This is a genomic window from Staphylococcus sp. GDY8P45P, assembly GCF_017892745.1.
In the GTDB taxonomy this organism is placed as follows: domain Bacteria; phylum Bacillota; class Bacilli; order Staphylococcales; family Staphylococcaceae; genus Staphylococcus; species Staphylococcus cohnii.
In genome coordinates, this window is the sequence record NZ_JAESLS010000022.1 from 43,413 (window position 1) to 70,025 (window position 26,613).

The 26,613-nt window shown below is 31.2% G+C and carries 27 protein-coding genes; 8 read left to right on the forward strand and 19 right to left on the reverse strand.

All coding sequences use genetic code 11. From position 1 onward, the window contains the following. Position 1: 1 nt before the first annotated feature. From pcrA to KA873_RS12995, 8 genes are all read right to left on the reverse strand, one after another. Positions 2-2,206, reverse strand: coding sequence for a DNA helicase PcrA (gene pcrA / locus KA873_RS12960; RefSeq protein ID WP_107521394.1), 2,205 nt, complete (start codon positions 2,204-2,206; stop codon positions 2-4). Continuing rightward, the gene (gene pcrB, locus KA873_RS12965; RefSeq protein WP_064264242.1) at positions 2,203-2,895 is read right to left on the reverse strand and encodes a heptaprenylglyceryl phosphate synthase; all 693 of its coding nucleotides are present in this window, start codon (positions 2,893-2,895) and stop codon (positions 2,203-2,205) included. Before pcrB ends, pcrA begins: the two co-directional genes overlap by 4 nt. A gap of 285 nt (positions 2,896-3,180) precedes the next feature. Further along, positions 3,181-3,483: a YerC/YecD family TrpR-related protein gene (locus tag KA873_RS12970; protein WP_019469593.1), complete on the reverse strand. Its 303-nt coding sequence runs from the start codon at positions 3,481-3,483 to the stop codon at positions 3,181-3,183. Between the two features lie 85 nt (positions 3,484-3,568). Then, complete coding sequence (purB, locus tag KA873_RS12975) at positions 3,569-4,864, reverse strand: adenylosuccinate lyase (protein ID WP_107505117.1); 1,296 nt, start codon at positions 4,862-4,864, stop codon at positions 3,569-3,571. A 346-nt stretch (positions 4,865-5,210) separates the two neighbouring features. Then, entirely contained in the window at positions 5,211-5,396 is a 186-nt protein-coding gene (locus KA873_RS12980; protein WP_064264236.1) for an NETI motif-containing protein, read from the reverse strand. After that, positions 5,393-5,971 carry a DUF2179 domain-containing protein gene (locus tag KA873_RS12985; protein WP_019469590.1) on the reverse strand — a complete coding sequence of 193 codons (579 nt, stop codon included), beginning with the start codon at positions 5,969-5,971 and terminating at the stop codon, positions 5,393-5,395. The genes KA873_RS12980 and KA873_RS12985 overlap by 4 nt, the downstream gene beginning before the upstream one ends. A 69-nt stretch (positions 5,972-6,040) precedes the next feature. Beyond that, complete coding sequence (nadE, locus tag KA873_RS12990) at positions 6,041-6,877, reverse strand: ammonia-dependent NAD(+) synthetase (RefSeq protein ID WP_064264234.1); 837 nt, start codon at positions 6,875-6,877, stop codon at positions 6,041-6,043. Beyond that, positions 6,870-8,339: a nicotinate phosphoribosyltransferase gene (locus KA873_RS12995; protein ID WP_107385058.1), complete on the reverse strand. Its 1,470-nt coding sequence runs from the start codon at positions 8,337-8,339 to the stop codon at positions 6,870-6,872. Before KA873_RS12995 ends, nadE begins: the two co-directional genes overlap by 8 nt. A 240-nt stretch (positions 8,340-8,579) precedes the next feature. On the opposite strand from KA873_RS12995, the gene KA873_RS13000 reads away from it, so the two are divergent. Continuing rightward, positions 8,580-9,647, forward strand: coding sequence for a nitric oxide synthase oxygenase (locus KA873_RS13000; protein WP_210140562.1), 1,068 nt, complete (start codon positions 8,580-8,582; stop codon positions 9,645-9,647). A gap of 39 nt (positions 9,648-9,686) precedes the next feature. After that, positions 9,687-10,496: a prephenate dehydratase gene (locus tag KA873_RS13005; RefSeq protein ID WP_040029803.1), complete on the forward strand. Its 810-nt coding sequence runs from the start codon at positions 9,687-9,689 to the stop codon at positions 10,494-10,496. A 110-nt stretch (positions 10,497-10,606) separates the two neighbouring features. Here KA873_RS13005 and KA873_RS13010 read toward each other — a convergent pair whose 3' ends face one another. Next, positions 10,607-12,160, reverse strand: a complete 1,554-nt coding sequence (locus KA873_RS13010) for an SLC13 family permease (protein WP_107385060.1) — start codon at positions 12,158-12,160, stop codon at positions 10,607-10,609. A gap of 131 nt (positions 12,161-12,291) precedes the next feature. Next, positions 12,292-13,374 carry a glycosyl hydrolase family 28-related protein gene (locus tag KA873_RS13015; RefSeq protein WP_107505232.1) on the reverse strand — a complete coding sequence of 361 codons (1,083 nt, stop codon included), beginning with the start codon at positions 13,372-13,374 and terminating at the stop codon, positions 12,292-12,294. A 135-nt stretch (positions 13,375-13,509) separates the two neighbouring features. On the opposite strand from KA873_RS13015, the gene KA873_RS13020 reads away from it, so the two are divergent. The 3 genes from KA873_RS13020 (at position 13,510) to KA873_RS13030 (ending at position 16,574) form a co-directional block, all read left to right on the forward strand. Further along, entirely contained in the window at positions 13,510-14,061 is a 552-nt protein-coding gene (locus KA873_RS13020; protein ID WP_107505231.1) for a cysteine hydrolase family protein, read from the forward strand. A gap of 55 nt (positions 14,062-14,116) precedes the next feature. Beyond that, positions 14,117-15,043: a manganese-dependent inorganic pyrophosphatase gene (locus KA873_RS13025; RefSeq protein ID WP_064264578.1), complete on the forward strand. Its 927-nt coding sequence runs from the start codon at positions 14,117-14,119 to the stop codon at positions 15,041-15,043. Between the two features lie 151 nt (positions 15,044-15,194). Beyond that, on the forward strand, positions 15,195-16,574 hold the full coding sequence (locus KA873_RS13030; protein ID WP_107385056.1) for an aldehyde dehydrogenase: 1,380 nt from the start codon (positions 15,195-15,197) through the stop codon (positions 16,572-16,574). A gap of 166 nt (positions 16,575-16,740) precedes the next feature. Here KA873_RS13030 and pglS read toward each other — a convergent pair whose 3' ends face one another. Then, positions 16,741-17,778, reverse strand: coding sequence for a 6-phosphogluconolactonase (gene pglS / locus KA873_RS13035; RefSeq protein WP_107385055.1), 1,038 nt, complete (start codon positions 17,776-17,778; stop codon positions 16,741-16,743). Positions 17,779-18,092: 314 nt separating this feature from the next. On the opposite strand from pglS, the gene KA873_RS13040 reads away from it, so the two are divergent. Beyond that, complete coding sequence (locus KA873_RS13040) at positions 18,093-18,518, forward strand: YolD-like family protein (RefSeq protein WP_064264581.1); 426 nt, start codon at positions 18,093-18,095, stop codon at positions 18,516-18,518. 123 nt (positions 18,519-18,641) lie between these two features. Here KA873_RS13040 and KA873_RS13045 read toward each other — a convergent pair whose 3' ends face one another. Then, entirely contained in the window at positions 18,642-18,812 is a 171-nt protein-coding gene (locus tag KA873_RS13045) for a hypothetical protein (protein WP_019469577.1), read from the reverse strand. A gap of 430 nt (positions 18,813-19,242) precedes the next feature. Here KA873_RS13045 and KA873_RS13050 point away from each other — a divergent pair, with 430 nt between their 5' ends. After that, on the forward strand, positions 19,243-20,283 hold the full coding sequence (locus KA873_RS13050) for a C45 family autoproteolytic acyltransferase/hydrolase (protein WP_107385053.1): 1,041 nt from the start codon (positions 19,243-19,245) through the stop codon (positions 20,281-20,283). 172 nt (positions 20,284-20,455) lie between these two features. Here the strand turns inward: KA873_RS13050 and KA873_RS13055 are convergent, their stop codons facing one another. Continuing rightward, positions 20,456-21,307, reverse strand: coding sequence for a DUF4097 family beta strand repeat-containing protein (locus KA873_RS13055; RefSeq protein ID WP_210140564.1), 852 nt, complete (start codon positions 21,305-21,307; stop codon positions 20,456-20,458). Then, positions 21,304-21,864, reverse strand: a complete 561-nt coding sequence (locus KA873_RS13060; RefSeq protein ID WP_064264605.1) for an HAAS signaling domain-containing protein — start codon at positions 21,862-21,864, stop codon at positions 21,304-21,306. The genes KA873_RS13055 and KA873_RS13060 overlap by 4 nt, the downstream gene beginning before the upstream one ends. Before the next feature lie 419 nt (positions 21,865-22,283). On the opposite strand from KA873_RS13060, the gene KA873_RS13065 reads away from it, so the two are divergent. Then, positions 22,284-22,844, forward strand: a complete 561-nt coding sequence (locus KA873_RS13065) for a thioredoxin family protein (protein ID WP_107386641.1) — start codon at positions 22,284-22,286, stop codon at positions 22,842-22,844. A 72-nt stretch (positions 22,845-22,916) separates the two neighbouring features. On the opposite strand, the gene pmtD is transcribed toward KA873_RS13065, so the two are convergent. From pmtD to pmtR, 5 genes are read right to left on the reverse strand one after another with little or no spacing between them, the layout of a single operon-like run. Next, positions 22,917-23,645, reverse strand: a complete 729-nt coding sequence (gene pmtD, locus KA873_RS13070; RefSeq protein WP_107505371.1) for a phenol-soluble modulin export ABC transporter permease subunit PmtD — start codon at positions 23,643-23,645, stop codon at positions 22,917-22,919. After that, a complete protein-coding gene (gene pmtC / locus KA873_RS13075) occupies positions 23,645-24,517 on the reverse strand; it encodes a phenol-soluble modulin export ABC transporter ATP-binding protein PmtC (protein WP_107386640.1) in 873 nt (290 codons plus the stop codon). The genes pmtD and pmtC overlap by 1 nt, the downstream gene beginning before the upstream one ends. 18 nt (positions 24,518-24,535) lie before the next feature. Next, positions 24,536-25,198, reverse strand: a complete 663-nt coding sequence (pmtB, locus tag KA873_RS13080; protein ID WP_064264602.1) for a phenol-soluble modulin export ABC transporter permease subunit PmtB — start codon at positions 25,196-25,198, stop codon at positions 24,536-24,538. 18 nt (positions 25,199-25,216) lie between these two features. Beyond that, positions 25,217-26,101, reverse strand: a complete 885-nt coding sequence (gene pmtA / locus KA873_RS13085; RefSeq protein ID WP_107385281.1) for a phenol-soluble modulin export ABC transporter ATP-binding protein PmtA — start codon at positions 26,099-26,101, stop codon at positions 25,217-25,219. After that, positions 26,098-26,478 (reverse strand): PSM export ABC transporter transcriptional regulator PmtR, encoded by a 381-nt coding sequence (gene pmtR, locus KA873_RS13090; RefSeq protein WP_107505369.1) that lies wholly within the window; start codon positions 26,476-26,478, stop codon positions 26,098-26,100. Before pmtR ends, pmtA begins: the two co-directional genes overlap by 4 nt. Between the last annotated feature and the right edge of the window lie 135 nt (positions 26,479-26,613).

The window sequence follows — 26,613 nt, forward strand, 5'->3', positions numbered from 1 at the left end:
TTTATTCCCCTTTCTTTTCAATAGGTGCAAATTGAGCAAGCAAACGTTTAGGTCCTTCAGATTTAAAGATAATATCTAGTTCAACTGAACCATTTTTTTCATTAACATTGCTCACCATGCCTTCACCCCATGATTTATGAATAACTTTGTCACCAACATGCCAATCCGTTGATTGTTGTGCTTTTTTAGAAGAAGTAACACGTTTACTATAACCTCTTTTTTCAGGTTGTTTGGTTGCAGATTTAAATCGATTTCCTTGTGCCGTAGCTCGTGCTTTATTTTCATTTTCTAATAAATCTTCAGGTATTTCTTTCAAGAACCTTGAAGCCATATTGGACTGTGGTCTTCCAAAAAGCATTCTTGAAGTTGCATGCGTTAAATATAACGTTTCTTCAGCACGTGTAATCGCAACATAACAAATTCTTCTTTCTTCTTGCATTTCATGATCATCATCACTTTTTATTGCTCTTATATGTGGGAATAATGATTCTTCCATCCCCATTATAAATACAATAGGAAACTCTAGTCCTTTTGCTGAGTGCATTGTCATCAACGTTATACCATCATCTATTTGCGCTTCATCTATATCTGCAACTAAAGATAAGTCTGTTAAAAAGTTGATTAATGACTGTTCTTCTAATGGGGTATTCTCTTCGTAATCTTTAGGCACTGACATAAATTCATCTATATTTTCTAATCTACTTCTTGATTCTAATGTTTGTTCTCGTTCCAACATCTCACGATAACCTGATTTAACTAATACCTCTTCAACAATTTCAGTAATCTCTAAAAATTCCTGTTGTTTAATTAAGTTCTGTATCATGTCATAAAAAGTAATACATGCTTGCGTAACTTTTTTAGATAAGCCTATAAAATCCACTTCTGCTAGCGCGTCAAACATACTTATATCGTTTTGAGCAGCATAGGCCTGAATTTTATCTACTGTCGAAGGTCCAACACCGCGTTTTGGCACATTTATTACACGGCGTAAACTTATATCATCATTACTATTGGCTATTATTCTCAAATAACTAAGTAGGTCTTTAATTTCTTTTCGGTCATAGAATTTTTGACCACCGACCATTGTGTAAGGCATATTAGATTTCATAAATGTCTCTTCTAACACACGAGATTGTGCATTAGTACGATACAAGATAGCCATATCTTTGAATTTTTTTCCGTTGCGTTGTTGTTTCATAATTTCTTTGACTACATATTCAGCTTCATCTCGCTCGGTAGTAGCTTCGTAGTAGTGAATTTTATCTCCGGATGTATTACCTGTCCATAATCCTTTAGGTTTACGCTCTGAATTATTTTTGATTACTTCATTAGCTGCATTTAATATATTTTTAGTTGAACGATAATTTTGTTCTAAAAATATCGTTTTAGCTTCAGGATAATCTTCTTCAAAGGAAAGTATGTTCTGAATATCAGCGCCACGCCAACCATAAATAGATTGATCAGAATCTCCAACTACGCATAAGTTTTTAAATTTAGACGCTAAAAGATTAACTAATGTATATTGTGCTTTGTTTGTGTCTTGGTACTCGTCGACGTGTATGTATTGGAATTTATTTTGATAAAATTCTAAAACATCTGGCACACGTTCAAATAATCGAATTGTAACCATGATTAAATCATCAAAATCCAATGCTTCGTTTCTTGATAACTGTCTTTGATATCCTTTATATACTGTAGCAATCATTTGCTCATGATAAGTATCAGCTTCTTTTTGAGCATCTTCTGGCGTTTTCAATTCGTTTTTTAAATTACTAATAGCACCTATAAACATTCTCGGTTCGAACTTTTTACTATCTATATTTTCATTCTTCAATACATCTTTGATAACTGATTTTTGATCGGTTGGGTCAATAATAGTAAAATTACGTTCAATGCCAATTCTATCTGCATCTCTTCTCAGTATTCTTACACACATTGAGTGGAACGTTGACATCCATATAACTTGAGCTGGTTCACCGACTAAAGCTTCCACACGTGCTTTCATTTCTTTTGCTGCCTTGTTTGTAAAAGTAATCGCTAGAATGTTGTATGGAGATACGTCTTTTTCATCAAGCAAGTAAGCTATACGATGAGTTAAAACACGTGTTTTGCCTGAACCTGCACCCGCCATAATAAGTAATGGCCCTTCTGTAGTGCGTACTGCTAAGCTTTGTTCATCATTCATCTTATTTACTAATGCATTCATTTATGTGACTCCTTTATCTTAACTGTTTTTAATGCGCTTTTAATATCTTTATAAACGATATCACCAACGATAATCGTATCAGCAATCGAAGCCATTTCTTCAGCTTCTTCTTGATTACTAATGCCACCACCATAAAATAGTTGTGTATCACTTAACATATTTGCAGCTGTCTTAACCTTTTCAACATCTCCATATGTACCACTATATTCAAGGTACATGACTGGTAATTTATACATTTCATTAACCATTTGAGCATATGCTTCAATATCTTCATCTGTTAAATTTGTTTCAGCTTGTGTAACTTGTGCTACTTTGCTTTCAGGATTCATGACAACATATCCTTCAAAAACAACCTCTTCAAAATCAATGACGTGTCCAAAAGATTTCAATGCTTCTAAAAGTATGCCGTTATGATATTTTACATTTGTACTATTCAATACAGTCGGTACGAAATAAAAGTCAAATCCAGGCATAACACTTTCTATATTGGAAATTTCAAAAACTAGAGGTAAAGGATATCTCCTCACCCTACTCATCAATTGAATAACATTATCTTCAGTAACATCATCTGTTCCACCGATCATAATTGCATCGGTTTGAGACATACATATTGCATCTAAATCTTCATCAGAAATAGACTTGGCAGGATCTAATTTGAAAATATGTTTCCACTTTTTAATGTCATACATGATATGTTACTCCTTTTTTTAGCATACTTTTGATTATATCATTTTTAACCACTGAGTTCTAAAACGATATAGGATTTTATAATGTATTTTAACATGACAAATAAATCATAAGTTAATCATGTTTCTCGCTAAATATATTCAAAAAATTTAAAGCCTTATTTCTATTTTATCAATACACTTTAAATTAACAACAAAAAAACTGTCAGCAAAGAAGGTTTCTTTGCTAACAGCTTTTCAAATGAAATCATTAAAATTACACTTCGCTATAGTATATAGAATTGTTAATTAATCGGTCGTTTCAATATTCATGCGGTCTAGAATCATTGTGTAAGCATCATTTCCCCATTGTAAAGATCTTTTAACACGAGAAATTGTTGCAGTTGAAGCACCGGACTCTTGTTCAATCGTCGCATAAGTATAACCTTGCTTAATCATTTTTGCGACTTGCAATCGTTGAGATAACGATTGGATTTCATTAACTGTACATAAATCGTCAAAGAATTGGTAACATTCTTCTCTGTTTTCTAATGTAAGAATTGCATCAAATAATTCATCTAATGCTTTTCCTCTTAATTTTTCTATTTGCATTAAAAACAACCCCTGTACTTTCATTTTAATCTTAATTCAACGTGCTAATACATTAAAGTGTAACGATTTCATCAGTAAATTTCAATTATTCTAATCCTGCACGGCTAAAAATCGTATCAACTTGGTTTAAATGATGTTTTGGATTAAAGCATTCGTCTAATTCTTCAGTGCTTAATAAATCTGTAATAGTTGTATCTTGTTCAATTAACGTTCTAAACGGTGTTTTTGTTTCCCAAGATGTCATCGCTTTTGGCTGTACTTTATCGTATGCCGCTTCGCGTGCTAAACCTTTATTTATCAGCGCTAGTAATACGCGTTGTGAATAAATAAGACCAAATGTTTTATCGATATTTGCTAACATATTATCTTCAAATACAGTAAGTCTTTCTACAATATTTGTAAATCTGTTTAATCCGTAATCTAAAGCTATCGTTACATCTGGTAGCATGATTCTTTCTGCAGATGAATGCGAAATATCTCTCTCATGCCATAAAGCAACATTTTCATATGCTGTCGTAATATATCCTCTGATAACACGCGCAATACCAGTGATATTTTCTGAACCAATTGGATTACGTTTATGTGGCATTGCTGACGAACCTTTTTGACCTTTAGCAAAAGCTTCTTCTACTTCTCTTGTTTCAGTTTTTTGTAAATTACGTATTTCCACTGCAAATTTTTCCATAGAAGTGCTAATCAACGCTAAGGTAGCTATATAATATGCATGACGATCACGTTGTAATGTCTGAGTAGAAACAGCTGCTGCATCCAAACCTAAATTTTCACAAACATGCGCTTCAATTTCGGGTGGGATGTTCGCAAAGGTACCTACTGCACCACTCATTTTACCGACTTCTATTTCTTTTCTCACACGTTTAAAACGCTCTAAATTACGTTTCATTTCTGTATACCATAATGCCATCTTAACACCAAATGTTGTAGGTTCCGCATGTACACCGTGTGTGCGCCCCATCATTAAAGTATACTTATAATTTTTAGCTTTTTTGGCTAAAACATCAATAAATCTTTCTAAATCTTTTTCAATAATATCGTTTGCTTGTTTAATAACATAACTTAATGCAGTGTCAACTACATCAGTTGATGTTAAACCGTAGTGAACCCATTTACGCTCTTCACCTAATGTCTCTGATACTTGTCTTGTAAATGCAACGACATCGTGTCGTGTTTCTTCTTCAATTTCTTTTGCTCGGTTAACATCAACCTTTGCATTCTGGCGAATTTTCAATACATCTTCAGCAGGTATATCACCTAATTTACTCCAAGCTTCACATGCCAGTATTTCTACTTCTAACCAAGCTTCATAGCGATTTTGATCCGTCCAAATATTAGACATTTCTTCTCTAGAATAACGTTCTATCATTGAAATAAGCTCCTATCTTGCGTAAGTTTTAGTCCACAAACTCCAAAAACATGTACATTCATTCAAAAAATACGGTTAAAGTTCGTGTTTAATCTTGTCATTATTAGTTTAACAGAATTGACCATAAATGTATAAGTCTTTTCTATCTTCTTACAGAAATTTTAACACGTTTTATCAAAAGGCGTGCAGAAAAACCTTATTCTACTCAAAAAATTTATCAATCTATATCAAAATGGAACAACATGATTAAAAAAATCGTTGACCTGAGATTTTTTATCTCTGTCAACGATTACACTTATATATCTAGCACTAATTCATATCTGATTTCTTAGCTATTTTGGAACAATTATTCTATTAATTTACCAACAAATTGAATTTCTTGTCTATATACTTCGTATTCACCATCTTTATTTTCTTTATAAATCGGCTTTTCAAAGCGTTTAATAGGCATATATCCAGCATCTCGCATACGTTGCAAACAATCTTGTACCGTTTCGTTTTCTTCTACTTTAAACTTTTGTTGCTTTTTCATATACTTTCCACTTTATCTGGATCATATTGTTTAAGTTTCTTACTGCGCACACCTTTAACCCAAAAACCACCGTGAATTGTTCTTGGTTCGTATGCAATGATAAACGCTTTTTCATCAATTTGCTTAATTGTTTCTATTAATTTTAATTCAAAGCGTCTTGGTGTTAATATTTGTAAAATTAACCTCGTACCATCTCTACCATAAGCAGTATTATGCGTAACGCCATAACCTAAATCTCTTAATTGCTTTGGTAAATCTAATTCATATTCAGATGAAGTAACATTCACAACTGTATAGCCAAGTGCTAATTTCTCTTCAATTTTCATGCCTACAATAATACCGATTGAAAATCCAAAAGCATATGCAAAGACATTTTGAATTTGGTCTAAACTAGACATCACCATTCCCAAACCAATTACATATACTAAAACCTCTAAGAAACTTACAACTGCTGCAACATAACGATAACCCTTGAGTGTTAATATCGTTCTCATTGTCAAACAAGTTACGTAAGCAACATTAATAATAAAAATAGCTAAAACCATTAACCATGGATTAGATGTGATTACTGACATGTTCATTTTCCTTTCTTTCTCATTAAATCCAAATTATTTTATCAGTAACTTATTATTTTGTCACTAAAATCATTCGAAATCTGTTTGATTCTTTGGCCATGTATATCTTGTGTAAGCTAATTCTCTTTTATGTGCATTTTTAATATAATGATTTTCTATGATAGCTTTTGCTTCTTTTGGCACTTGTTTACCTTCTAAATAATCATCTATTTGAGCATAACTAACACCAAGTGCTTCTTCGTCTGGTAGCTGTGGTTTATCTTCTTCTAAGTCAGCCGTTGGTATTTTTTCATATAAATGTGCTGGTGCATCTAAATACGCTAAGATTTGTCGTCCTTGACGTTTATCCAGACCAAATAACGGGGCAATATCCGCTGCACCATCACCATATTTTGTAAAAAATCCTGTTAAGTTTTCCGCTGAGTGATCGGTTCCCACTACGATACCTTGCTTATTTGATGCAATCGAAAATTGTACTTTCATACGCTCACGTGCTTTTTCATTCCCTTTTTGGAAATCAGTCAGCGTAATTCCAGCTTCTTTTAACGATTGTACACTTTGATCTACAGCAGGTTTAATGTTAACCGTAATTGTTCGATCTGGTTGTATAAACTTCAAAGCATCTTCAACTTCATCTGCATCTTTTTGTTCGCCATATGGTAGTTTAACCGCAATAAATTGACAATCAATATCCTTTTCCTTTAATTCATTTACTGCAATTTGACACAGCTTACCAGCTAAAGTCGAATCTTGTCCTCCTGAAATGCCTAAAACCAAGGATTTGATAAATGAATGAGATTGGATGTAATTTTTTATAAATTGAACAATATTACGTGTTTCTAATTTGCTATCAATGTTGGGTTTGACTTTCATTTCTCTAACGATAATATCTTGAATTTCATTCATTTTCTTCTTCCATCTCCTTCACATGTTCTGCCACTTCAAATATACGTTTGTGTTTATTTTCCCAACATTCTGTACTTAAATCAACCGGATACTCTTGTGGATTAAGGTGACGTTTGTTTTCATCCCATAAATATGAAAGACTTTCCGTCAAATAGTTTTGCGCTTCCTTTTCGCTCGGTAAATCATAAACGAGTTCACCAGCTTTAAAAATATCATGATGTAATGGTTTAGCTATAAAAGACTTTATAAATTTCATCTTATACGTATGAACAGGATGGAATAATTTAAGTGGCGACTCATCATAAGGATCTTCATGCGCTAACGTTATGTAGTCACCCTCAGCTTTGTTGGTTTTCTTATTAATAATGCGATACACATTTTTCTTACCTGGTGTTGTTACTTTTTCTGCATTGTTAGATAACTTTATTCGGTCTACATAATTCCCTGAAGCATCTTCAACTGCCACAAGTTTATATACAGCACCTAAGGCTGGCTGGTCGTAACCAGTAATTAATTTAGTACCAACTCCCCATGAATCGACCTTTGCACCTTGCGATTTCAAACTTGTAATTGTTTGCTCATCTAAGTCATTTGATGCAATAATTTTAGTCTTAGTGAACCCAGCCTCATCTAACATGCGACGTGCTTCTTTTGATAAATAAGCAATATCACCAGAATCTAAACGTATACCAATAAAGTTAATTTCATCACCAAGTTCTTTAGCCACTTTAATCGCTGTTGGCACACCAGATTTCAAGGTATGAAAAGTATCAACTAAGAACACGCAATCTTTATGACGTTCTGCATATTTTTTAAATGCAATATATTCATCACCATATGTTTGAACCATTGCATGCGCATGTGTCCCTGATACTGGTATACCAAAAAGTTTTCCTGCACGCACATTACTAGTTGAATCAAATCCACCAATATATGCTGCTCTTGCACCCCACAAAGCAGCATCCGCTTCTTGTGCACGTCTTGTTCCAAATTCCATTAATGTGTCATTGGGCGCTACTTGTTTTATTCTACTTGCTTTCGTAGTAATTAACGTGTGAAAATTCACGATATTTAACAACATTGTTTCAATTAATTGCGCTTGGATGAGTGGTGCTTCAACTCTTAATAAAGGTTCATTACCAAAGCATAATTCTCCTTCTTGCATAGAACGAATATTACCAGTAAATTTCATATCTTTTAAATATTCCAAAAAGTCTTCTTGATAACCAATAGATTTTAAATATTTAATATCCGATTCTGAAAAATGAAAGTTATTAATATAAGCTATAACTCTTTTTAATCCATTAAACACTGCATAACCACTGTTGAAGGGCATATTTCTAAAATATAAATCAAATACAGCGTATCTCTCATGAATACCATCATTCCAATAACTCTCCGCCATATTTATTTGATATAAATCATTATGTAATACTAAAGTATCATCCTCAAATTGGTACACCGCTATCTCTCCTATCGGCTTTTTCATTAGTTTAACACAAAAAATTAAACGTTTATATCTGAAACAAATTTATCTATATTACTTCAATTATAACTCAGCACATTATTAAATATAATTTTGTTATTTATTAATTATTTAGTTAGTAGTAAATTCAAAATAGTAGCGACAAAATCATGACAATTACACAGTTAAGCATTAAAAATAGAAAAAATACCGTATAATATGTTCGAGGTGTTTTATATGTTAAATGAAGCTAAATCATTTATTCAAACAATGTATAAAGAATTAAATTATAATGAAAATATTATATTAAAACGACTAAATCAGATAGAAACACAAATCAACTTAACAGGTACGTATGAACATACTAATGAAGAACTTGTATATGGTGCTAAGATGGCATGGAGAAATTCAAATCGTTGTATAGGTCGTGCATTCTGGGATGCTTTAACTGTCAAAGATGCAAGACATATTCAGTCAGAACACGAATTTATAGACGCAATAGAAAATCATATTCAATTTGCAACAAATGATGGAAAAATCAAACCATGTATCACTATTTTTGCCGCTCAAAACCCACCAAAAATATTTAATAATCAACTCATCAGATATGCTGGGTATGAAGATGTTGGCGACCCTGCTGAAATAAAAATCACTCAATTAGCAGAACATTTAGGGTGGACAAGCAATCATACTGATTTTGATATTTTACCTTTAATTTATAAAATTCCTGGGGGAACATTAAAATTTCATAATTATCAACCTGAATTAATTAAGGAAGTACCCATTACACATGACCGTTTTCCAAAATTAGCAAAGCTTGGATTAAAATGGTATGCCGTACCAATTATATCTAGCATGGACTTGAAAATTGGTGGAATCACATATCCAACCGCACCATTCAATGGTTGGTATATGGTAAATGAAATTGCTGTGCGTAATTTTACGGATTCATATCGCTATAATTTACTAGAAACCGTTGCAGAAGCTTTTGAATTTGATACACTAAAGAATAATTCTTTTAATAAAGATAGAACATTAGTTGAATTGAATTATGCAGTATATCATTCATTTAAAAATGAGGGCGTGTCAATGGTTGATCATTTAACCGCGTCAAAACAATTTGAAAGATTTGAAAAAAATGAACGCAAGAATGGAAGAGATGTAACTGGTAAATGGTCTTGGTTAGCACCCTCTTTATCTCCAACGCTAGTATCTAATTACCATCATGGATATAAAAACGAGATGAGAGAACCAAATTTCTATTATAAAAAGCAATCATCTGCTTCTGGGTGTCCTTTCCATTAATTTTTAAAATTAACACATATATTTAAGGGGTAACGTCAAATGAAATTATATTATTTAGGTCCAAAAGGAACATTTTCATATTTAGCGGCAAAACAATATCAATCAGAGTCTGAGTTTGACTATATATCTAAATCTAATTTGTATGAAGTAGTTACTGCTGTCTCAGAAGATGATCAAAGCATTGCTGTTGTGCCTATCGAAAATTCAATAGAAGGTACAATCAATATTGTTGCCGATGCCTTAACTCAACAGAACATTTATGCTCAGGGAGAAATTCATTTAGATATACAATTTGCTTTATATGGCCCTGAAAATGCTACAGTAAATGATATATCAAAAGTTTATTCAATAAGCCCAGCAATTAGTCAAACGAGTAAATATATACAACAGCATAACTTCACATATGATTATGTAGATAGCACAATACAAAGTTTAGAAAAAATAACTAACCAAGTTGGCGCAATCGCACCTTTAGGTAGCGGGGAAACTTATGGTTTCCAACCTATAGAACAAAACATTCAAGATTTCCCTCACAATGTTACTCGTTTTTTAGTCGTAAGTAACCAGCCGCAACATTTGGACAATGCAAGCGATACAATGTTACTCATCACACCGCAATTTGATAAACCAGGTTTACTAGCAAGTATTCTAAATACCTTTGTACTTTTTAACATCAACTTATCTTGGATTGAGTCTAGACCTTTAAAAACACAATTAGGTATGTATCACTTTTTCGTCCAAGCAGACACTGGATTGACGGAAGAATTATCTAAAGTCATTAAAATCTTGAACACTTTAGATTTTCAAGTTACAGTCATTGGGTCTTTCAATAAGTTAAATCACGATTAATTAATAAAGTAAAACTTACTGAAATTCCAACTCGAAAACTTATCATCTTATATATTTCAATAATAGAGCCTGAGACATTTTATATGCCTCAGGCTCTATGACGCTTTTAGTTATTTTAATGGTAAAGGCTTGGTAACATCTATACCTAATACTGGTGGTACTAAGAAATAAACCACTAACACAATGACAATAATACTCAACAAATTGACCCAAAATCCAACTGATGCCATTTTTTTAATACTAATTTTTCCAGTACCAAATACAATAGCATTTGGCGGTGTACCAACCGGTAACATATAAGCACAATTGGCAGCCATAGCAGCCGGCACCATAAGTAGTAGTGGATGTACATTAACTGCAACAGAAAGTGTAGCAAGAATAGGTAAAATCATAGTCGCAGTAGCTGTATTCGAAGTTATTTCTGTTAAGAATAACACAAATATTGTAATGACAAGGACGATAATTAATGGACTGACACCTTCGATTAACTTTAATTGTTCCCCTAGCCATGTGGCTAAACCGCTCTCTGAAATACCTTTAGCAAGTGCTAAACCTCCACCAAACAAAATGAGCACGCCCCATGGCAAGTCCTTGGCAACATTCCAATCAATAATACGTGTATGTTGCGCTTTATTTTTAGCAGGAATTAAGAATAATAATACAGCTATAAACATTGCAATCGTACCGTCGGCAACTTCTGAGGTGAACGACCAATTTTTCAATAAGAATTCTCTACTAATCCATAATAAACTTGCCAATATAAAAATTACTTGTACTACTTTTTCTTCATATTTCATCTTGCCTAATTCATCTAATTTTTTTCTAATTAAATTTTGACCGCCTGGCAGTTCCTTCATATCATGTTTAAATGCAACATAACGCAAATATAACCATACTAAAATCAATAGCACAATGACCGTTGGCACGCCAACAACCATCCATTTGGCAAAGCTGATTTCTTCACCAAATGCTGATTGATATTGCCCTTTTAGAATAATAAGTGGTGGCGTTCCAATCAAAGTTCCTAATCCACCAATTGTTCCTGCATATCCGATAGCTAATACTAATGATTGTTCAAATTTATTGATGCTTGTAGCATTCATTTCTTCCCCTTTTAAATCATTTGCTTCTTTAATAATTGCTAAACCTATCGGTATCATAATCATCACAGCTGCAGTGTTCGAAACAAACATAGATAAAAACCCTGTCGCAATCATAAAACCTAATAAAATTTTTCCAGTACTTGTACCTAAAATACTGATAATTGTTAATGCTACACGTGTATGTAAATTCCATCTTTCCATAGCTATAGCTAGTATGAATCCACCTAAAAATAGGAAGATAATATCATTACCATACTGAGCAGATACTTCTTCCGGGCTAAGTACATGACCAATAGGCAATAAAATTAATGGTAATAAACTAGTTGCTGCAATTGGTATTGCTTCAGTAATCCACCAAATAGCTATCCAAATTGTAATTGCTAACACAAAAACACCTTTATAAGATAAATTTTCAGGTTGAAAAGTTAACAATGTCAAAATAAATAATAGTGGCCCTAAAATCAATCCTGTCAGCTGTCCTGCATTATAAGATTTATTTTTTTCAGAAAAAAATGTTAAATAATGTGAACGTCTAAATTCCCCTTTGTTCATGTTATTCATAATGTTCCCCCCGATTTTAGTTGTTTTCTGAATTTTCTTACATTATTACTCTTTAAGATAATATAATTTCAATTAAATTACAATATGTTTTATATTGTGTTTTAATTCAGAACTACTAAAATAAAGAATCATTATTTTATGTTTATTTTTTTAATGTTTATATTTTTTTCATCTGATAGATACAAATTTTCTATATCTTTTAAATAAAGTCTTTGATGTTTATTATCAAAATAATTCTGTGCAATAAATATATTCTTGTGTTTTACGTTATGGTAACTTTGCACTCGAATTGCATCTTTAGACATATGACCAATAAAATGATTCTGGTAAATATATAAATTACTTCCAGATTGAGTTGTTCTTACCTTACCGGTAAGGTCTTGCGCATTTTTACCATCTTTCACTGCTAAAAACCGAATACCGCCCCCACAATTTTTGAATATATTATCGTGAATAAAAGTATCTTTTGATTTTAAAGGTGTCAGTGCATATTGATTTATTCCTTCAAACGTATTAAAACGAATATGTATGTTTTCATAAAATTGATTAAATCTACTCGCGTGAGATCCTATCGCTCTATTCCACGCGCCCATTGTAGGTGTTTTCGAATTTCCAAAATAACAATTTTCAATCACTACATTTTTAGTTATCGTACCATCCGTTGCACCGAATTTTGGAAATGCGCCTTTTACTTGTATATCAATTTGTACCGCTTCTGAAAACAATCTTTCCCCTTTGTCATCTTTAAATCCTAAAAATTGGCAGCCATTGATATATAATCCATTGATGCCACATGCATCTATGGCATGACCTCCAACAACATCTTTAAATGTTACGTCTAAAATTTGAATATTTTGAGCATGACCCATGCACATTGCTGTATTGTTATACGGATAGTCATAACCATTCATATCCAGTGTGCCACCAGCAATACAGATTGCACCATTACCTTCGTATCCATAATAAGATTTCAACCATCTACCGTTTTTTAATAAAGTATCTTTACCTACTCTTTTTAATACTGCTTCATCATCCAATATCAAAGTAGTTGAGTCATATATTACCAACGGCCTATGAATATGATACTCTCCTTTAGGAATATAAATTGTTGTGTTTTTGTGATTTCTAGCATATTTCAATGCTTTTTGAATCGCACGTGTATCTGCCCATTTATGCTTACCTTTTAATCCAAACTGCATTGCGTTAATGATCATTAGCAACTCTTCCTCCTTACTTAATACTTTATAATAAACTAATATTTAGTTTTTAAACGCTTTAAATGCTCCTTTAATGATTTATGTACTTAGTATATAATAACTATAATCTTAATTTTGGGAGTGTTACATTAGATGAAAAATAGTGCGCTTATTATTGTTGACTATTCAAATGATTTTGTTGCTGATAATGGCAAATTAACTTGTGGCCTTCCTGGGCAACAAATTGAAAATTATATTGTTGAAAGAATTGAAGTATATAATAAAAAACAGGCTAATATCTTTTTTCTTATGGATTTACATTATGAAGAAAATAGTTATCATCCAGAAAACAAACTTTTCCCACCTCATAATATAATAGACACCACTGGAAGAGAACTCTACGGTAAAGTAAATGATATTTATCAAAATATCTTATTTAATGATTATGTTCATTATTTAGATAAAACGCGTTATGATTCATTTTGTGGTACGCCTTTAGACATTATGTTACGCGAACGCAACATTACGCATTTAGAAATTGTCGGGGTATGTACAGACATTTGCGTGCTTCACACTGCTATCACTGCCTACAATTTGGGATATGCTATTTCAATTTCCCATAAGGGTGTTGCTTCATTTAATCCAACAGGACATCAATGGGCATTAGATCATTTTAAAAATTCATTAGGTGCTGAAGTAGAATAACAATAGAAAATCATGATAAAATAAAATTAAATAAAAAATTAAGGAGAATTAAAACATGGCAAAAACTTATATTTTCGGTCATAAAAATCCAGATACAGATGCAATTTCATCAGCTATTATTATGGCAGACTTTGAACAACAAACAGGAAATACAGACGCAACACCTTATCGTTTAGGTGAAGTAGGACCTGAAACTCAATATGCATTAGATCATTTTAATGTGGAAACACCAGAATTACTTAGCGATGATTTAAATAATCAAAATGTTATTTTAGTTGACCATAATGAATTCCAACAAAGTGCTGATACGATTGACAAGTCATCAATTCAACATGTCGTTGATCATCATAGAATTTCAAACTTTGAAACTGCAGCACCATTGTATTATCGTGCAGAGCCAGTAGGTTGTACTGCAACAATCTTATACAAAATGTACAAAGAACGCGGATTTGAAATCAAACCTGAAATTGCTGGTTTAATGATTTCTGCTATCATTTCAGATAGCCTACTATTTAAATCACCAACTTGTACACAACAAGATATTGACGCTGCTGAAGCTTTAAAATCAATTGCAGACATTGACTTAGAATCCTATGGTCTAGAAATGTTAAAAGCAGGTGCGTCTACAACTGATAAAACTGCATCTGAACTGTTAAATATGGATGCGAAATCATTTAATATGGGTGACTATATTACACGTATTGGCCAAGTTAATACTGTAGATATTGATGAAGTATTCCAACGTCAAGAAGAGTTAGAAAAAGAAATGTTAGAAGTAAGTACAAATGAAAAATATGATTTATTTGTATTGCTTGTAACTGATATCATCAACAGTGACTCTAAGATTTTAGTCGTTGGTGCCGAAAAAGATAAAGTAGGCAATGCATTCAATGTTCGACTAGACAACAACACTGCATTTTTACCAGGTGTTGTATCTCGTAAAAAACAAGTGGTACCACAAATTACAGAAGCTTTAAGTTAATTTCATACTTTATCAATATATAACGTTGTAATAGTAAAAACTTAAATAGTTTACTATATAGAAAAACTGGAACATAATAATAATTATGTTCCAGTTTTTTATCCATCATTTTAAACTATCTAAATCATCAATATACTAGGAGGAATAATATTTGAATTCAATAGAACAATCTTTCCACAATAGTAAACAATATTTTAATACTCATGAAACCAAATCACTTAAATTCAGAAAAAAGCAACTCAAGCAATTAAGTAAGAGTATTAAAAACTATGAAAGTGAATTACTTGAAGCTTTTCAAGAAGATTTAGGTAAAAATAAAGTAGAAGCCTATGCAACTGAGATTGGCTTTACATTAAAAAATATTAAATCAGCTCGTAAAGAACTTAAAAATTGGGCGAAAACCAAACAAGTAAACACACCATTATTTATGTTCCCTACTAAAAGCTACATTATGAAAGAACCTTATGGCACAGTACTCATTATTGGACCTTTTAACTATCCGTTCCAATTACTAATAGAACCATTGATTGGTGCAATTGCTGCGGGGAACACTGTGATACTAAAGCCTTCTGAGTTCACACCAAATGTATCTGGTGTCATACAACAAATTATTGCCGATGCATTTGATCCTGAATATATTAATATCATTCAAGGAAATGCTGATACAACTCAAACTTTACTTCAATTTCCTTTTGATTATATTTTCTTTACAGGTAGTGAACAGGTTGGACGCGTTGTTTATGGCGCAGCAAGTAAAAACTTAACACCAGTAACTTTAGAGCTTGGTGGAAAGTCACCTGCAATCATTGATGAGAGTGCAAATATTAAAGTTGCAAGTGAACGTATTTGTTTTGGTAAGTTTACAAATGCTGGGCAAACTTGTGTTGCACCGGATTACTTACTTGTAAACCGTAAAGTTAAAGATGAACTTATCAGTGCATTAAAAAAGACAATCACTGAATTTTATGGCACAAATATTCAAGATAGTCCAGACTATGGGCGAATTGTAAACCAAAAACATTATCATCGTTTAAACGAATTATTAAATATCCATTACCCTGAAATTACTTTCGGTGGTCAAACTGACATTAATGAAAATTTTATTGCACCTACGATTTTAGAAGGTACTACTTTCGATTCAAAAATTATGGAAAATGAAATTTTTGGCCCAATTTTACCTATTATAGCTTATGATGATTTTGACGAAGCAATTGATTTAATACGTACTAAACCTAAACCACTAAGTCTTTATTTATTTAGTGAAGATGAAAACAGTTCAGAGAGAATATTAAATGAATTATCATTTGGTGGCGGTGCAATCAATGATACCCTTATGCATTTAGCAAATCCTAACTTACCTTTTGGCGGTGTTGGTGCTTCCGGTATAGGAAAATATCATGGAAAATACTCATTTGATACTTTTAGCCATGATAAATCTTATATTTTCAAATCTACAAGGCTTGAATCAAGCCTATTGTTCCCTCCTTATAAAGGAAAATTTAAATATATTAAAGCATTTTTCAACAAATAGTATTTTGATATATTAAAGCATTTTTCAACAAATAGTATTTTGATATATTAAAGTATTTTTCAACAAATAGTATTTTGATATATTAAAGCATTTTTCAACAAATAGTATTTTGATATATTAAAGCCCGAAAACTTAATATAGTTTTCGGGCTTCTTATCGTTTGTTTTTATTTTAAGAACTGAACACAAACACCTTCTGGCGCATTTTGTGATTCATCTGATTTCTCTAATTTCCCAGTAACTTTATCTCGCTTAAATACAACTACTTCATAATTACCTTCTTGGTGAGCGCAAACTAAGAAATCATCTGATTCAGGAATATTAAAATCACGTGGAAATGCTCCGCCGCTCGCTACTATATCTACAAGTGAAATTGTTGATCCATTGTCTCCAACTTTAAATATAGCTATACTATCATGTCCTCTATTGCTGATATATAGGAATTTTTGATCATGAGATAATCTTACTGCAGCTAATTTTGTTGCACCTTCAAAATTTTCGGGTATTGTTGCATGGCGTTCAATTTCTGAGAACTCACCATTTTCATATGCCATAACACTTACAATATTTGATAATTCATGTACAACATAAGCAATTTTGCCATTTTCATGGAATGAAATATGTCGTGGCCCATCTCCGGGCTCAAAATCATATACAGCATATTCACTGTAGCCATTATCTCCAAATTCATATGTCACAATCTTGTCAGTCCCTAAATCCATGGCTACCACATATTTTTCATCTGGCGTTATACCAAGGTAATGGACATGAGGTTGCTCTTGTCTTTCTAATGGGCCTGTTGGATAGTCATGTGTTAACTCTTGGATTAAACGAATAACTTCACCAGTAGTCGGATTCGCTTCATAAATACGAGCCAGTCCTGCACCATAAACTGCCTCAAAGATATATTTTCCATCTGGTGAAACTGAAACATAACATCCGCTACCTTTTGTTGAAGCTAAACATTTATTAATAAGGCTAAGTTTGCTATCTTTTTCTATTTTAAAACTTGCGATACCGCAGTCTTCACCTTCACGTGTGACAGCATATAAAAATGAATGATGCTGATTCACGTATGTTGATGCTTCTAATTCATAACCCGTTTCTACCTCGACAACCGTTCCTGTTTGTTCATCTAATTCAAAACGGTAAATGCCCTTTCCCTCTTTTTTCGTATATGAACCGATATATCCTACTGTAGTCATGTAAACCCCTCCATATTATGATACTTTCATTTTAATAAATATTAATACTAAATGACAATATAATGGTTTTAGCGTTAATACGCCGTTTATAAATAATCCTATTGAAACTTGCATGACATAAATATATTTTACTTTTATTGAACTGACTTATCTTAATTAAACTTATCATTTTCTAACTTTCATTTTAATTATTATCTACTTTCTTTTATAAGATAACTGAGTTTTCAGACATTGGAATCAATGTTTTATTAAATATTGAAAAATAACTTGCAATAATACGAACAAGTGTTCTATTATTAAGTTGAGGTGATTGGATGCTTTCAAGTAAATATAATAATAAAGAAACAGATTACAGAAAAATACCTAGAGAAAAATTAAATCCTAATATTCCACAAGGGCGTGGTATGGTTAAATGGGCGCCTTTTGCAACGTTACCCGAACAATTTGAGGCAGTACAACAACATATCATTGATCAAAATAAAATTGACCGTCCTATTTTATCAGACGATCAATTAAATGAACTCAATATTCAACTACATCAAGCACTACATGCGAATACACCAGTGAATATCGAATACTATAAGAATGGTTGGTTAGAATATATCACATTGGAAATTAAGAATATTGATATGCTTCATATGTATTTGGAAGGATATCCACTTGCTACTTCAAACACAATAAAATTATCGCTTTTTGATATCACAAACATAAATCTAAAGCACCAACCAAAGTCGAATTAAAAGTCAATTATTGGATACACTTAATTCTCAGTCTTTCGACTGCATAAGCCTCCGTACCATCTTCATTCTGCAGATGTACGGAGGCTAAAAAAAATAGAACACTTAAAAGTGTTCTATCAGTAATTAATTATTAGATTCGATGTCTGAAACGATTTCTTTTGTTTTATTTTCGATATCTTCAAAGTCTTTTTTGAAAATATAAGCAAATACAACAGCACCTATTCCTGCTGCTAACGATACAGTAAGAATTGTACCGAATACAAATTTAAATAAACCTTTAATAAAATTCCACATTCTGTTTCACCTCAATAATTTATTAACATGTCTAACATTTATGATAGCATACTTAAAGACATCAATAAATATATACCCTTTTTCAAATAAATTATTCTTAGCATTCATAATATAAAATTACATTATAAATATACTAAATAACTATTATATACTAAATAGTTTGAAAAGAATTGGAATATTAATAACCATTTGAAGTAAACATGATACTACTATAAAATAATTATTAGATATTAATTACCCCACCAAGTTGACAGAGCATCTCTTAATTGTCCATAGTAATTTAACATAATCATCACCTCATTCAACTAAATTAAGCTTTAGTTTTAAAAGTTAATTTTATGATAACTTCCACAGCACGGTAATACAATTAACATGACGTTACAATGAGATAACATTATTGTAAGGTTACACTTAACATAGGAGTTTTTTTATGCAAAAAGTACAATCAGATATTTTAACGCATCGAGGATCACATTTTGATTTAGGCATCAAAACTGCTCAATGGATGCAGCAAACGCCAATGCTAAAAAACAGAGAAAAAGAATGGAAAAAGCGTATGCCTAGATTTGATATAAACATTAAAGAAACATATGATGTTTTCCAAATGTACGCACCACAAATTTGGGAAGAAATAAAAGGTATGCAAGAAGTTTTAAACCTTCCTACCAAACAAATGATACTAAACTTCGGACATTATCGTTTTACACCATTAAAAAATAGCGGCTGTACTGTATTTTTAGGTAATGATTACATGGTACGCAACTACGATTATCATCCTGCCACTTATGATGGTCGATATTTATTATTTCAACCAAATGATGGTGGTTTAGCACAGATTGGCCCAACTTCACGCGTAACTGGAAGAATGGACGGAATGAACGAAGCCGGCCTTTCTATGGGCTACAATTTCATGCATCGTAAACATCCTGGTGATGGTTTTGTATGTTACATGATTGGCAGAATTATTTTGCAGTACTGTAAAACTGTGCCAGAAGCAATTCAATTGTTAAAAGAAATCCCACATAGAAGTTCGTTTAGTTACATTGTTATGGATAAAAACCTAGAACATGCAATCATTGAAGTTACACCTCGTTCGATTAATGTGCGTTATGACCAAACTTGTACGAATCACTTTAAATTATTAACACATGAAAATAGAAATTATACAGCAGAATCAGAAGCGCGTTTAGAACGGCTTATTAAGCATAAACCAAAGCACTTAAATAAAGCAGAGGCCTTCAAGCTGTTTAATAATCCACAATATAAAATTTACAGTAAATTATTTAAAAGTTGGTCAGGCACGATACATACAAGCATGTATGAACCACAAAGTTTAACTGCACATATTGCAATCGGAGAAAATAATCATCCGACCAAAATAAACTTTGCAGATTGGATTAATGGACAAGCTTTATCCACAGATACACTTTTTGGTCATTTAGATACCGAATTAACTTTTGCAACATATTGAACTATATTAAAAAAGTGGGACGACGAAACCTAATTTTATTAAAAAGATTTCGTCGCCCCATACCAATAAAGATGACTAGGATTGAAAAAAGTATAAAATGATTACTTGAGCTGAAGCTCAGTCAACTATTAACAACAAGCACGAGTCAGGGGCGAATCAATGATGTCCCTAATTAATCAACCACTATATCCCCATCAGTAGTATATAGCTCTAAAATATTATCTCCATTTCCAACTTTTTCATTCATAAAATGCTTATTATTAACTTTTTTATCACCATGAAACGGATATAACTTAAGAAGTGTGTTTTTCGGAGCGTTTTTATAACTAATGTTAATATCTCCTTTTTTAGCAGATGCTTTAAAATTTGAATTGATGTCAGTATCAGATAATGTTATAGTTCCATTGTTTACTAATAACACTGAATCCTGAATAAGCGTATTTTCACCCGCTATTCTGGCATTTTCAGTTTTAATATTGGCATTATTTATTTCACTTTCTTTAAACGTTATAGCTGAATTTAATCCTTTATATTTTAACTTTCCAAACTTAGATTCATTTAAAATCACTTTGCCGCCATTTTTATGATTTTTTGATAAATTTGCATCATTTACATTTAATTGTTTAACAATTATAGTATTATATTTACTTGATGCATGTAGCTTATTTAATTTTTCTTCAGGCAAAGTGATAATTAAGTTATCCTCAAAATTTCTAAAAGGATTGTAATTTAAACCATAATGGTTTTCTAGTTTTTCAGTCTCTTTAACTTTCAACGTTTTATCATTATTGTTGATATCAAGATTTCTTTTACCTTTATATCTCACTGACGTTTTATCTCCAGGTTTAATTAAAACTTTACAATTTTCAGTTAAAACATCTAAATTATTAATATCTTTAGAATCTAATACTTTATTAACACTATTTAATTTTTCATTTTGTTTTTCAAAACCGAACCATGTAACACTTCCTAAAAGAAAGCATGTTATAAATAAAGTTAGCCCACCTAAAAATAACCGCTTCATAAATCTACACTTCCTTTAATTGTTCGGATATTCCATCTTAAGTATTTTAAAATTAAACGATAGACAAGTTGTGCTAATTTAGCAATAATTACAAATAAAACAATACCTAATCCTGTAAAAGAAAAAGCAAAAAAGTAATTACTTATCGCGAGGCTGATCATATGATTCAATAATCCATGAACAATTAACAATATTGGGCTAATAGTTAAGAAAAATGCAACGAGCAATAATGCACACATAAACACAGCTAGTATAACCATGGGTATCAAAATAATAATTAATGACAAAATCCCCATACCTAAAGAAGCCATAATTGCTCTGACAATATTTTTAGTATTTGGCCTATATTCGGCAGATACAATAGCATTTTTTGCCATTATCTGTTTACCAATCTGCTTTGGTGATTCTAAAGCTCCAATGATTTGGTATTCATTTTTTCCATTATTTTCTTGTTCAAAAAAATATTGTTCATATTCATACATCACTTTGTCTCGTTCATTTCGAGGTAGGTTTTCTAATTCTTGTTCTAGCGCATTTAAAAATGTGATTTTATCCAAGTTATCTACCGCCATTCAAATTGTAGGATTTAATCAATTTCTATTTCAATTCAAAAATGGCAAACCACTGCGGAGTGTCATTACCAAATTTAGTTACTATAAATTTCAATGCTCTATCTTTCACCATTTCTATGTACAAAAAATTTTAATATATTTTATTATCCAAATGTAACTTACAAAAGTTCAATGATTATATAATTAATTAATGTTTAAATATTATTAGTTAAAAAATAGATATCAAAAAGTTATGTAACTCAATGTTGTTTTACACTATTCATACTAAATCAATATAGCATAAACATTTAGTATTTTCATTTAAAACAAATATTAAAACTTATTACTTTTCTAAGTATTAAAAATTTTCTTTCATTTAAAATTGTTGATATAATAATAGCTAATAAATTAAAGGGGGAAAAATAATGACAAGTTTAGAAACTTATTTCAAAAACAGTCAACCACTTGATCAGTACATTGAGGATATGACTGAAAACCAAGAAAATTTACTAACAATTTATAAATCATTCTCACTTCCTCAAGATGATGAACGTCTTGAAAAAATCAAATCTTTACCTTACAGTAAAGTGCTTGTAATAACGGAAGATTGGTGTGGAGATGCTATGATGAACCTTCCTATTCTAAAGCATATAAGCGAAGAACTACACTTGGAAGTCAGAGTATTCCATCGCGATGAAAATACAGATTTAATAGATCAATACTTAACAAATGGCACAGCTAGATCCATTCCAATATTTGTTTTTCTAAATGATGACTTTGAACAACAAACTGTTTGGGGTCCTCGTGCTAGACAAGTCCAAAACTTTGTAGATGAAACGCGTTCAAAATTACCTGAAAAAGACGATCCTACATTTAAAGATAAATCTGCAGAAACACATACAATTATTGCAAATCGTTATAAAACAGACTCACAAATGTGGAAGCATGTTTACGATTCAATCTTAGATAAATTAATCACTAAATAATTAAACACGTATGAATTGGATTAGCTTTACTACAATTCATACGTGTTTTTTATTGAAGTTTAATTTCTACTATTAAATATCTTTTTTAGATGCATAGAATAGATTAATAATAAATAAAATAACAATTGAAGCTGAGGTAATAAACCATTGCCAATTACTAAATGTATAATCTCCAGAAGTCGTTTTCGATGTTAAATAACTAAATGGAATATATTTTAATGAGTCTTGTATATTATCTCCAATTTTTGGAATCATTGGTAAGAAAGGCTCTGCAAAAGGAACAATCAATACTAAGAAAATCCCTAATGTGAATATAAGCGCTGTTTTAGGCACTACTAATGCAAATAAATATAATAGTAATCCAAAGAATAAATGGAACATTAGGAAAAACCATAATAATTCAAAAATTTTATCAGTTTTAATATTTTCACCATCTACAATACCCTGAACAATTAAAACAAATGCAACAAGAATTGTTGTTATTAATATGGCAATTAATATAATAGAAACAACTTTTGCAACAACATAACCTACACGACTCGATGTTTTATTCATATATAATTGAATCGTACCTTGTGAAATATCACGTGTGATTGTTTTTATTACAAAAAGTAGTCCCATAATAGAAAAGAACCAACTACCTATTGAAAGTAATGTATTACCGTTCATTTCATCAGATTGTTGAACAAATAAAATTGTAAATCCAATCATTGGTAAAATAGTCAATAATAATGCTAAGTAAGTTAAAGGACTTTTAAAAATACTAATCAAGTCATATTTTACAAGTTGAATACTGTTCATTATTGGCCACCTTTCTGATTGATATTGAAGTACGTATCACGTAAAGAACTTTTGCGTGTTTCAATAAACTCAGGGAAAATTTCTTTACTTGCTAGTCCTTTTAATATGTCTTTATAGTTTTTTTGAGCCTTTAATATAACTTCTCCTGTCTCTCTTTGAGACTGTATAACATCAAAGTGTTCATTTAAATAAGCTAATCCTGCTTCAAAGTCACCCGCTTCAAGGTTCAATACTGTAGAATCAGTTGGGGCGCCTTCTTTCATATCAACATCTTGCACAAATGTACCATCTCTTAAAAAGACTGCTCTATCACAAATTAATTCTATATCCTCAAGTTTATGACTTGAAATCAAAATTTTCATATCTAGTTCCTGAACAAGCGATTGTATCGTTTTTAAAACGTCAATTGAGCCATCAGGATCCATTCCATTTGTTGGTTCATCTAATATTAAATATTTAGGCTTATTCATTAAAGAAACTGCAATGGCTAACTTTTGTTTCATACCCATTGAATATTTTTTAATTTTCTTTTTAATATAACTACGCATTCCAAATGCATCAATAATTTGATCAGCATACTTTTTATCAAATCCTTTTCCTAACACATTTGCAAAAAGTTTCAAGTTATATAAGCCAGATTTATTATCATATAGTTTAGGGTGTTCTATTAAATAACCTACGTTTTCTTTATTACTTAATTGAACTTCACCTTTATAATTTACAATGTTGCCATTCATCACTTTCATTAAAGTGGTTTTACCCACCCCATTTTTACCTATTAAACCAACAATTTGACTATGGCCAAAATCAAAATCAATATGGTCTAATACATTATTATTACCATATGTTTTAGTAATTTGTTTTAACTGCATAATGCGCCTCCTTTAAAGTTAATTTAGCTTTTTATATTGAATGATATAATTTACTCCTAAAAATATAACACTTAACAATAAGAAGCCATAGTTAAAGAAATCTTTAAAATATCTTAAATGTTCAAAGTCATAATCAAATAGTACAGAACAACCAATAATGATAATTGCAATGACAAAAGGTAAGAAAATTAACATTCCTAACACATAAGGAATAAATGAAATATATTCTGCCTTTTGTTCTATAAACCGCTTAAAACCTAATGGTATCGCGAAAAGATTAATGGCAATATAAGAAAATGGCAATGTGAAGTTAATATTAATTGTATTACTTGAATAGTTATCATTGGATATGCCATATAAAGATAAGATACCTGCACCAACCAAAGTAAATACCAAAACAGTTATATAGTTCGCATTTAGTAAAGATAATTTAGAAACCGGTAAACTGGCAAAAAAATCATATGCCTGTTTATGTCCTAACTTTTTATTAAATCTAAAAACATGTCCTGAATCTAACACTGAAATAACTACTAGTACCATAACAAGTGCAGAATAAAGCACTTTATTTATCAATGTGTCATGATTCAAAATTAATTGTAGAGGTGAAACAATCAGTAAAACTGCATATAAAACAATCGTCCATTTGCGTAACTTAAGGTTTCGAATAAGTAAATTTTTCATCTTATACCTCCCACATTGTTAATTATTAGAAAGTCCCAAATTATGCTTTGGGGTTCCTTTTTCGAGGTAAACCATTAAGTCTTCAATTGTTGGACTCGTGATTGCAACAGCATTACCAAATATTTCATAGAACACATTAGCCTGTGTTGTTAACGCAGTATAACCCGTTTTATTAATTTCAAAATATTGAGTTAAATGCATTAACTCTTCATCAATTTGGTTGGAATCACCTTTGACAATTTTAAATTGAGTTAAAAGATGATCTAAAAAGTCATTTAAAACAACTTCGCCATCCTTAATATAAACTAAATAATCAGCAATTTTCTCCAAATCAGAAATAATGTGTGTCGATAAAAAAACAGTCTTTCTTTCATCAATAAGTTCTTTTTGAATGATATCTAAAACTTCATTTCTAATTATAGGATCTAAACCTGAAGTAGGTTCATCTAAAATAAATAGTTCAGCTTGATGACTAAATGCGATTGCAATAGATAACTTCATCTTCATTCCCGTTGAGAATGTTTTAATCTTTTTATTAAAAGGCAAATCAAATAATCCAACATAATGTTCAAAAACATCATGGTTCCAATAACTATAAAATGGCGCAATATAATTTTCGATTTTTTTAATTGTCCATTTGTCATTAAGATATAATTCCGAATAAATAAAACCAATTTTATCTTTTATTGCTACAGCGTTATTTTTCATTTTTTGATTAAAAATTAATATTTCACCATCATTGGGCTCAATTAAGTCCATGATTAACCTGATAATTGTAGTTTTACCAACACCATTTGCACCGATGAAACCAGTTACAAAACCTTGAGGAACTTCAAATGAAATATCATTTAATTGAAATTCTTTAAATTGATAGTTAATATTTTTCAATTCTATAGCATTCATTCGTCGCCCTCCTCATAAATCAACGATAAAATTTCTTGTAACTCAGATAAAGTCATCCCAATGGTCTTGGCTTCTTTACTCATTGATTTGGCTAAGGACTCAATAACTATAAATTGTTTTTCTTTTAAAATTGAACTATCCTGTTCCTTCACAAATGTACCTTTTCCTCTTATGGTAAAAACAAAACCATCTTTTTCTAAATCTTCGTAAGCACGTTTCGTAGTGATCACACTAACACTTAAATCCTGCGCCAGTTCTCTCATTGATGGCAAATGTTCTCCAGGAGTAACGTGTCCTTTTAAAATGTTCTCTTTTACTTGTTGTTTGATTTGTTCATAAATCGGTCTTTCACTACTGTTTTTTAAAAGTATTTTCATTAACGTCCTCCCCTATAACTGTATATACACAATATATACAATATATACACGCTTGTAAAGCCAAATTTTCATTTTTACTAAAAACTTTAAAGTGATTAAAAATTTTGAGCTAAAATAAGTGCAAATAACTATACC

Excerpts from the sequence above, each read along its gene's own strand:
- pcrA (WP_107521394.1), bottom strand. The coding sequence starts at position 2,206 with ATGAATGCATTAGTAAATAAGATGAATGATGAACAAAGCTTAGCAGTA.
- pcrB (WP_064264242.1), bottom strand. The coding sequence starts at position 2,895 with ATGTATGACATTAAAAAGTGGAAACATATTTTCAAATTAGATCCTGCC.
- KA873_RS12970 (WP_019469593.1), bottom strand. The coding sequence starts at position 3,483 with ATGCAAATAGAAAAATTAAGAGGAAAAGCATTAGATGAATTATTTGAT.
- purB (WP_107505117.1), bottom strand. The coding sequence starts at position 4,864 with ATGATAGAACGTTATTCTAGAGAAGAAATGTCTAATATTTGGACGGAT.
- KA873_RS12980 (WP_064264236.1), bottom strand. The coding sequence starts at position 5,396 with ATGAAAAAGCAACAAAAGTTTAAAGTAGAAGAAAACGAAACGGTACAA.
- KA873_RS12985 (WP_019469590.1), bottom strand. The coding sequence starts at position 5,971 with ATGTCAGTAATCACATCTAATCCATGGTTAATGGTTTTAGCTATTTTT.
- nadE (WP_064264234.1), bottom strand. The coding sequence starts at position 6,877 with ATGAATGAAATTCAAGATATTATCGTTAGAGAAATGAAAGTCAAACCC.
- KA873_RS13000 (WP_210140562.1), top strand. The coding sequence starts at position 8,580 with ATGTTAAATGAAGCTAAATCATTTATTCAAACAATGTATAAAGAATTA.
- KA873_RS13005 (WP_040029803.1), top strand. The coding sequence starts at position 9,687 with ATGAAATTATATTATTTAGGTCCAAAAGGAACATTTTCATATTTAGCG.
- KA873_RS13010 (WP_107385060.1), bottom strand. The coding sequence starts at position 12,160 with ATGAATAACATGAACAAAGGGGAATTTAGACGTTCACATTATTTAACA.
- KA873_RS13015 (WP_107505232.1), bottom strand. The coding sequence starts at position 13,374 with ATGATCATTAACGCAATGCAGTTTGGATTAAAAGGTAAGCATAAATGG.
- KA873_RS13020 (WP_107505231.1), top strand. The coding sequence starts at position 13,510 with ATGAAAAATAGTGCGCTTATTATTGTTGACTATTCAAATGATTTTGTT.
- KA873_RS13025 (WP_064264578.1), top strand. The coding sequence starts at position 14,117 with ATGGCAAAAACTTATATTTTCGGTCATAAAAATCCAGATACAGATGCA.
- pglS (WP_107385055.1), bottom strand. The coding sequence starts at position 17,778 with ATGACTACAGTAGGATATATCGGTTCATATACGAAAAAAGAGGGAAAG.
- KA873_RS13040 (WP_064264581.1), top strand. The coding sequence starts at position 18,093 with ATGCTTTCAAGTAAATATAATAATAAAGAAACAGATTACAGAAAAATA.
- KA873_RS13045 (WP_019469577.1), bottom strand. The coding sequence starts at position 18,812 with ATGTGGAATTTTATTAAAGGTTTATTTAAATTTGTATTCGGTACAATT.
- KA873_RS13050 (WP_107385053.1), top strand. The coding sequence starts at position 19,243 with ATGCAAAAAGTACAATCAGATATTTTAACGCATCGAGGATCACATTTT.
- KA873_RS13055 (WP_210140564.1), bottom strand. The coding sequence starts at position 21,307 with ATGAAGCGGTTATTTTTAGGTGGGCTAACTTTATTTATAACATGCTTT.
- KA873_RS13065 (WP_107386641.1), top strand. The coding sequence starts at position 22,284 with ATGACAAGTTTAGAAACTTATTTCAAAAACAGTCAACCACTTGATCAG.
- pmtD (WP_107505371.1), bottom strand. The coding sequence starts at position 23,645 with ATGAACAGTATTCAACTTGTAAAATATGACTTGATTAGTATTTTTAAA.
- pmtC (WP_107386640.1), bottom strand. The coding sequence starts at position 24,517 with ATGCAGTTAAAACAAATTACTAAAACATATGGTAATAATAATGTATTA.
- pmtB (WP_064264602.1), bottom strand. The coding sequence starts at position 25,198 with ATGAAAAATTTACTTATTCGAAACCTTAAGTTACGCAAATGGACGATT.
- pmtA (WP_107385281.1), bottom strand. The coding sequence starts at position 26,101 with ATGAATGCTATAGAATTGAAAAATATTAACTATCAATTTAAAGAATTT.
- pmtR (WP_107505369.1), bottom strand. The coding sequence starts at position 26,478 with ATGAAAATACTTTTAAAAAACAGTAGTGAAAGACCGATTTATGAACAA.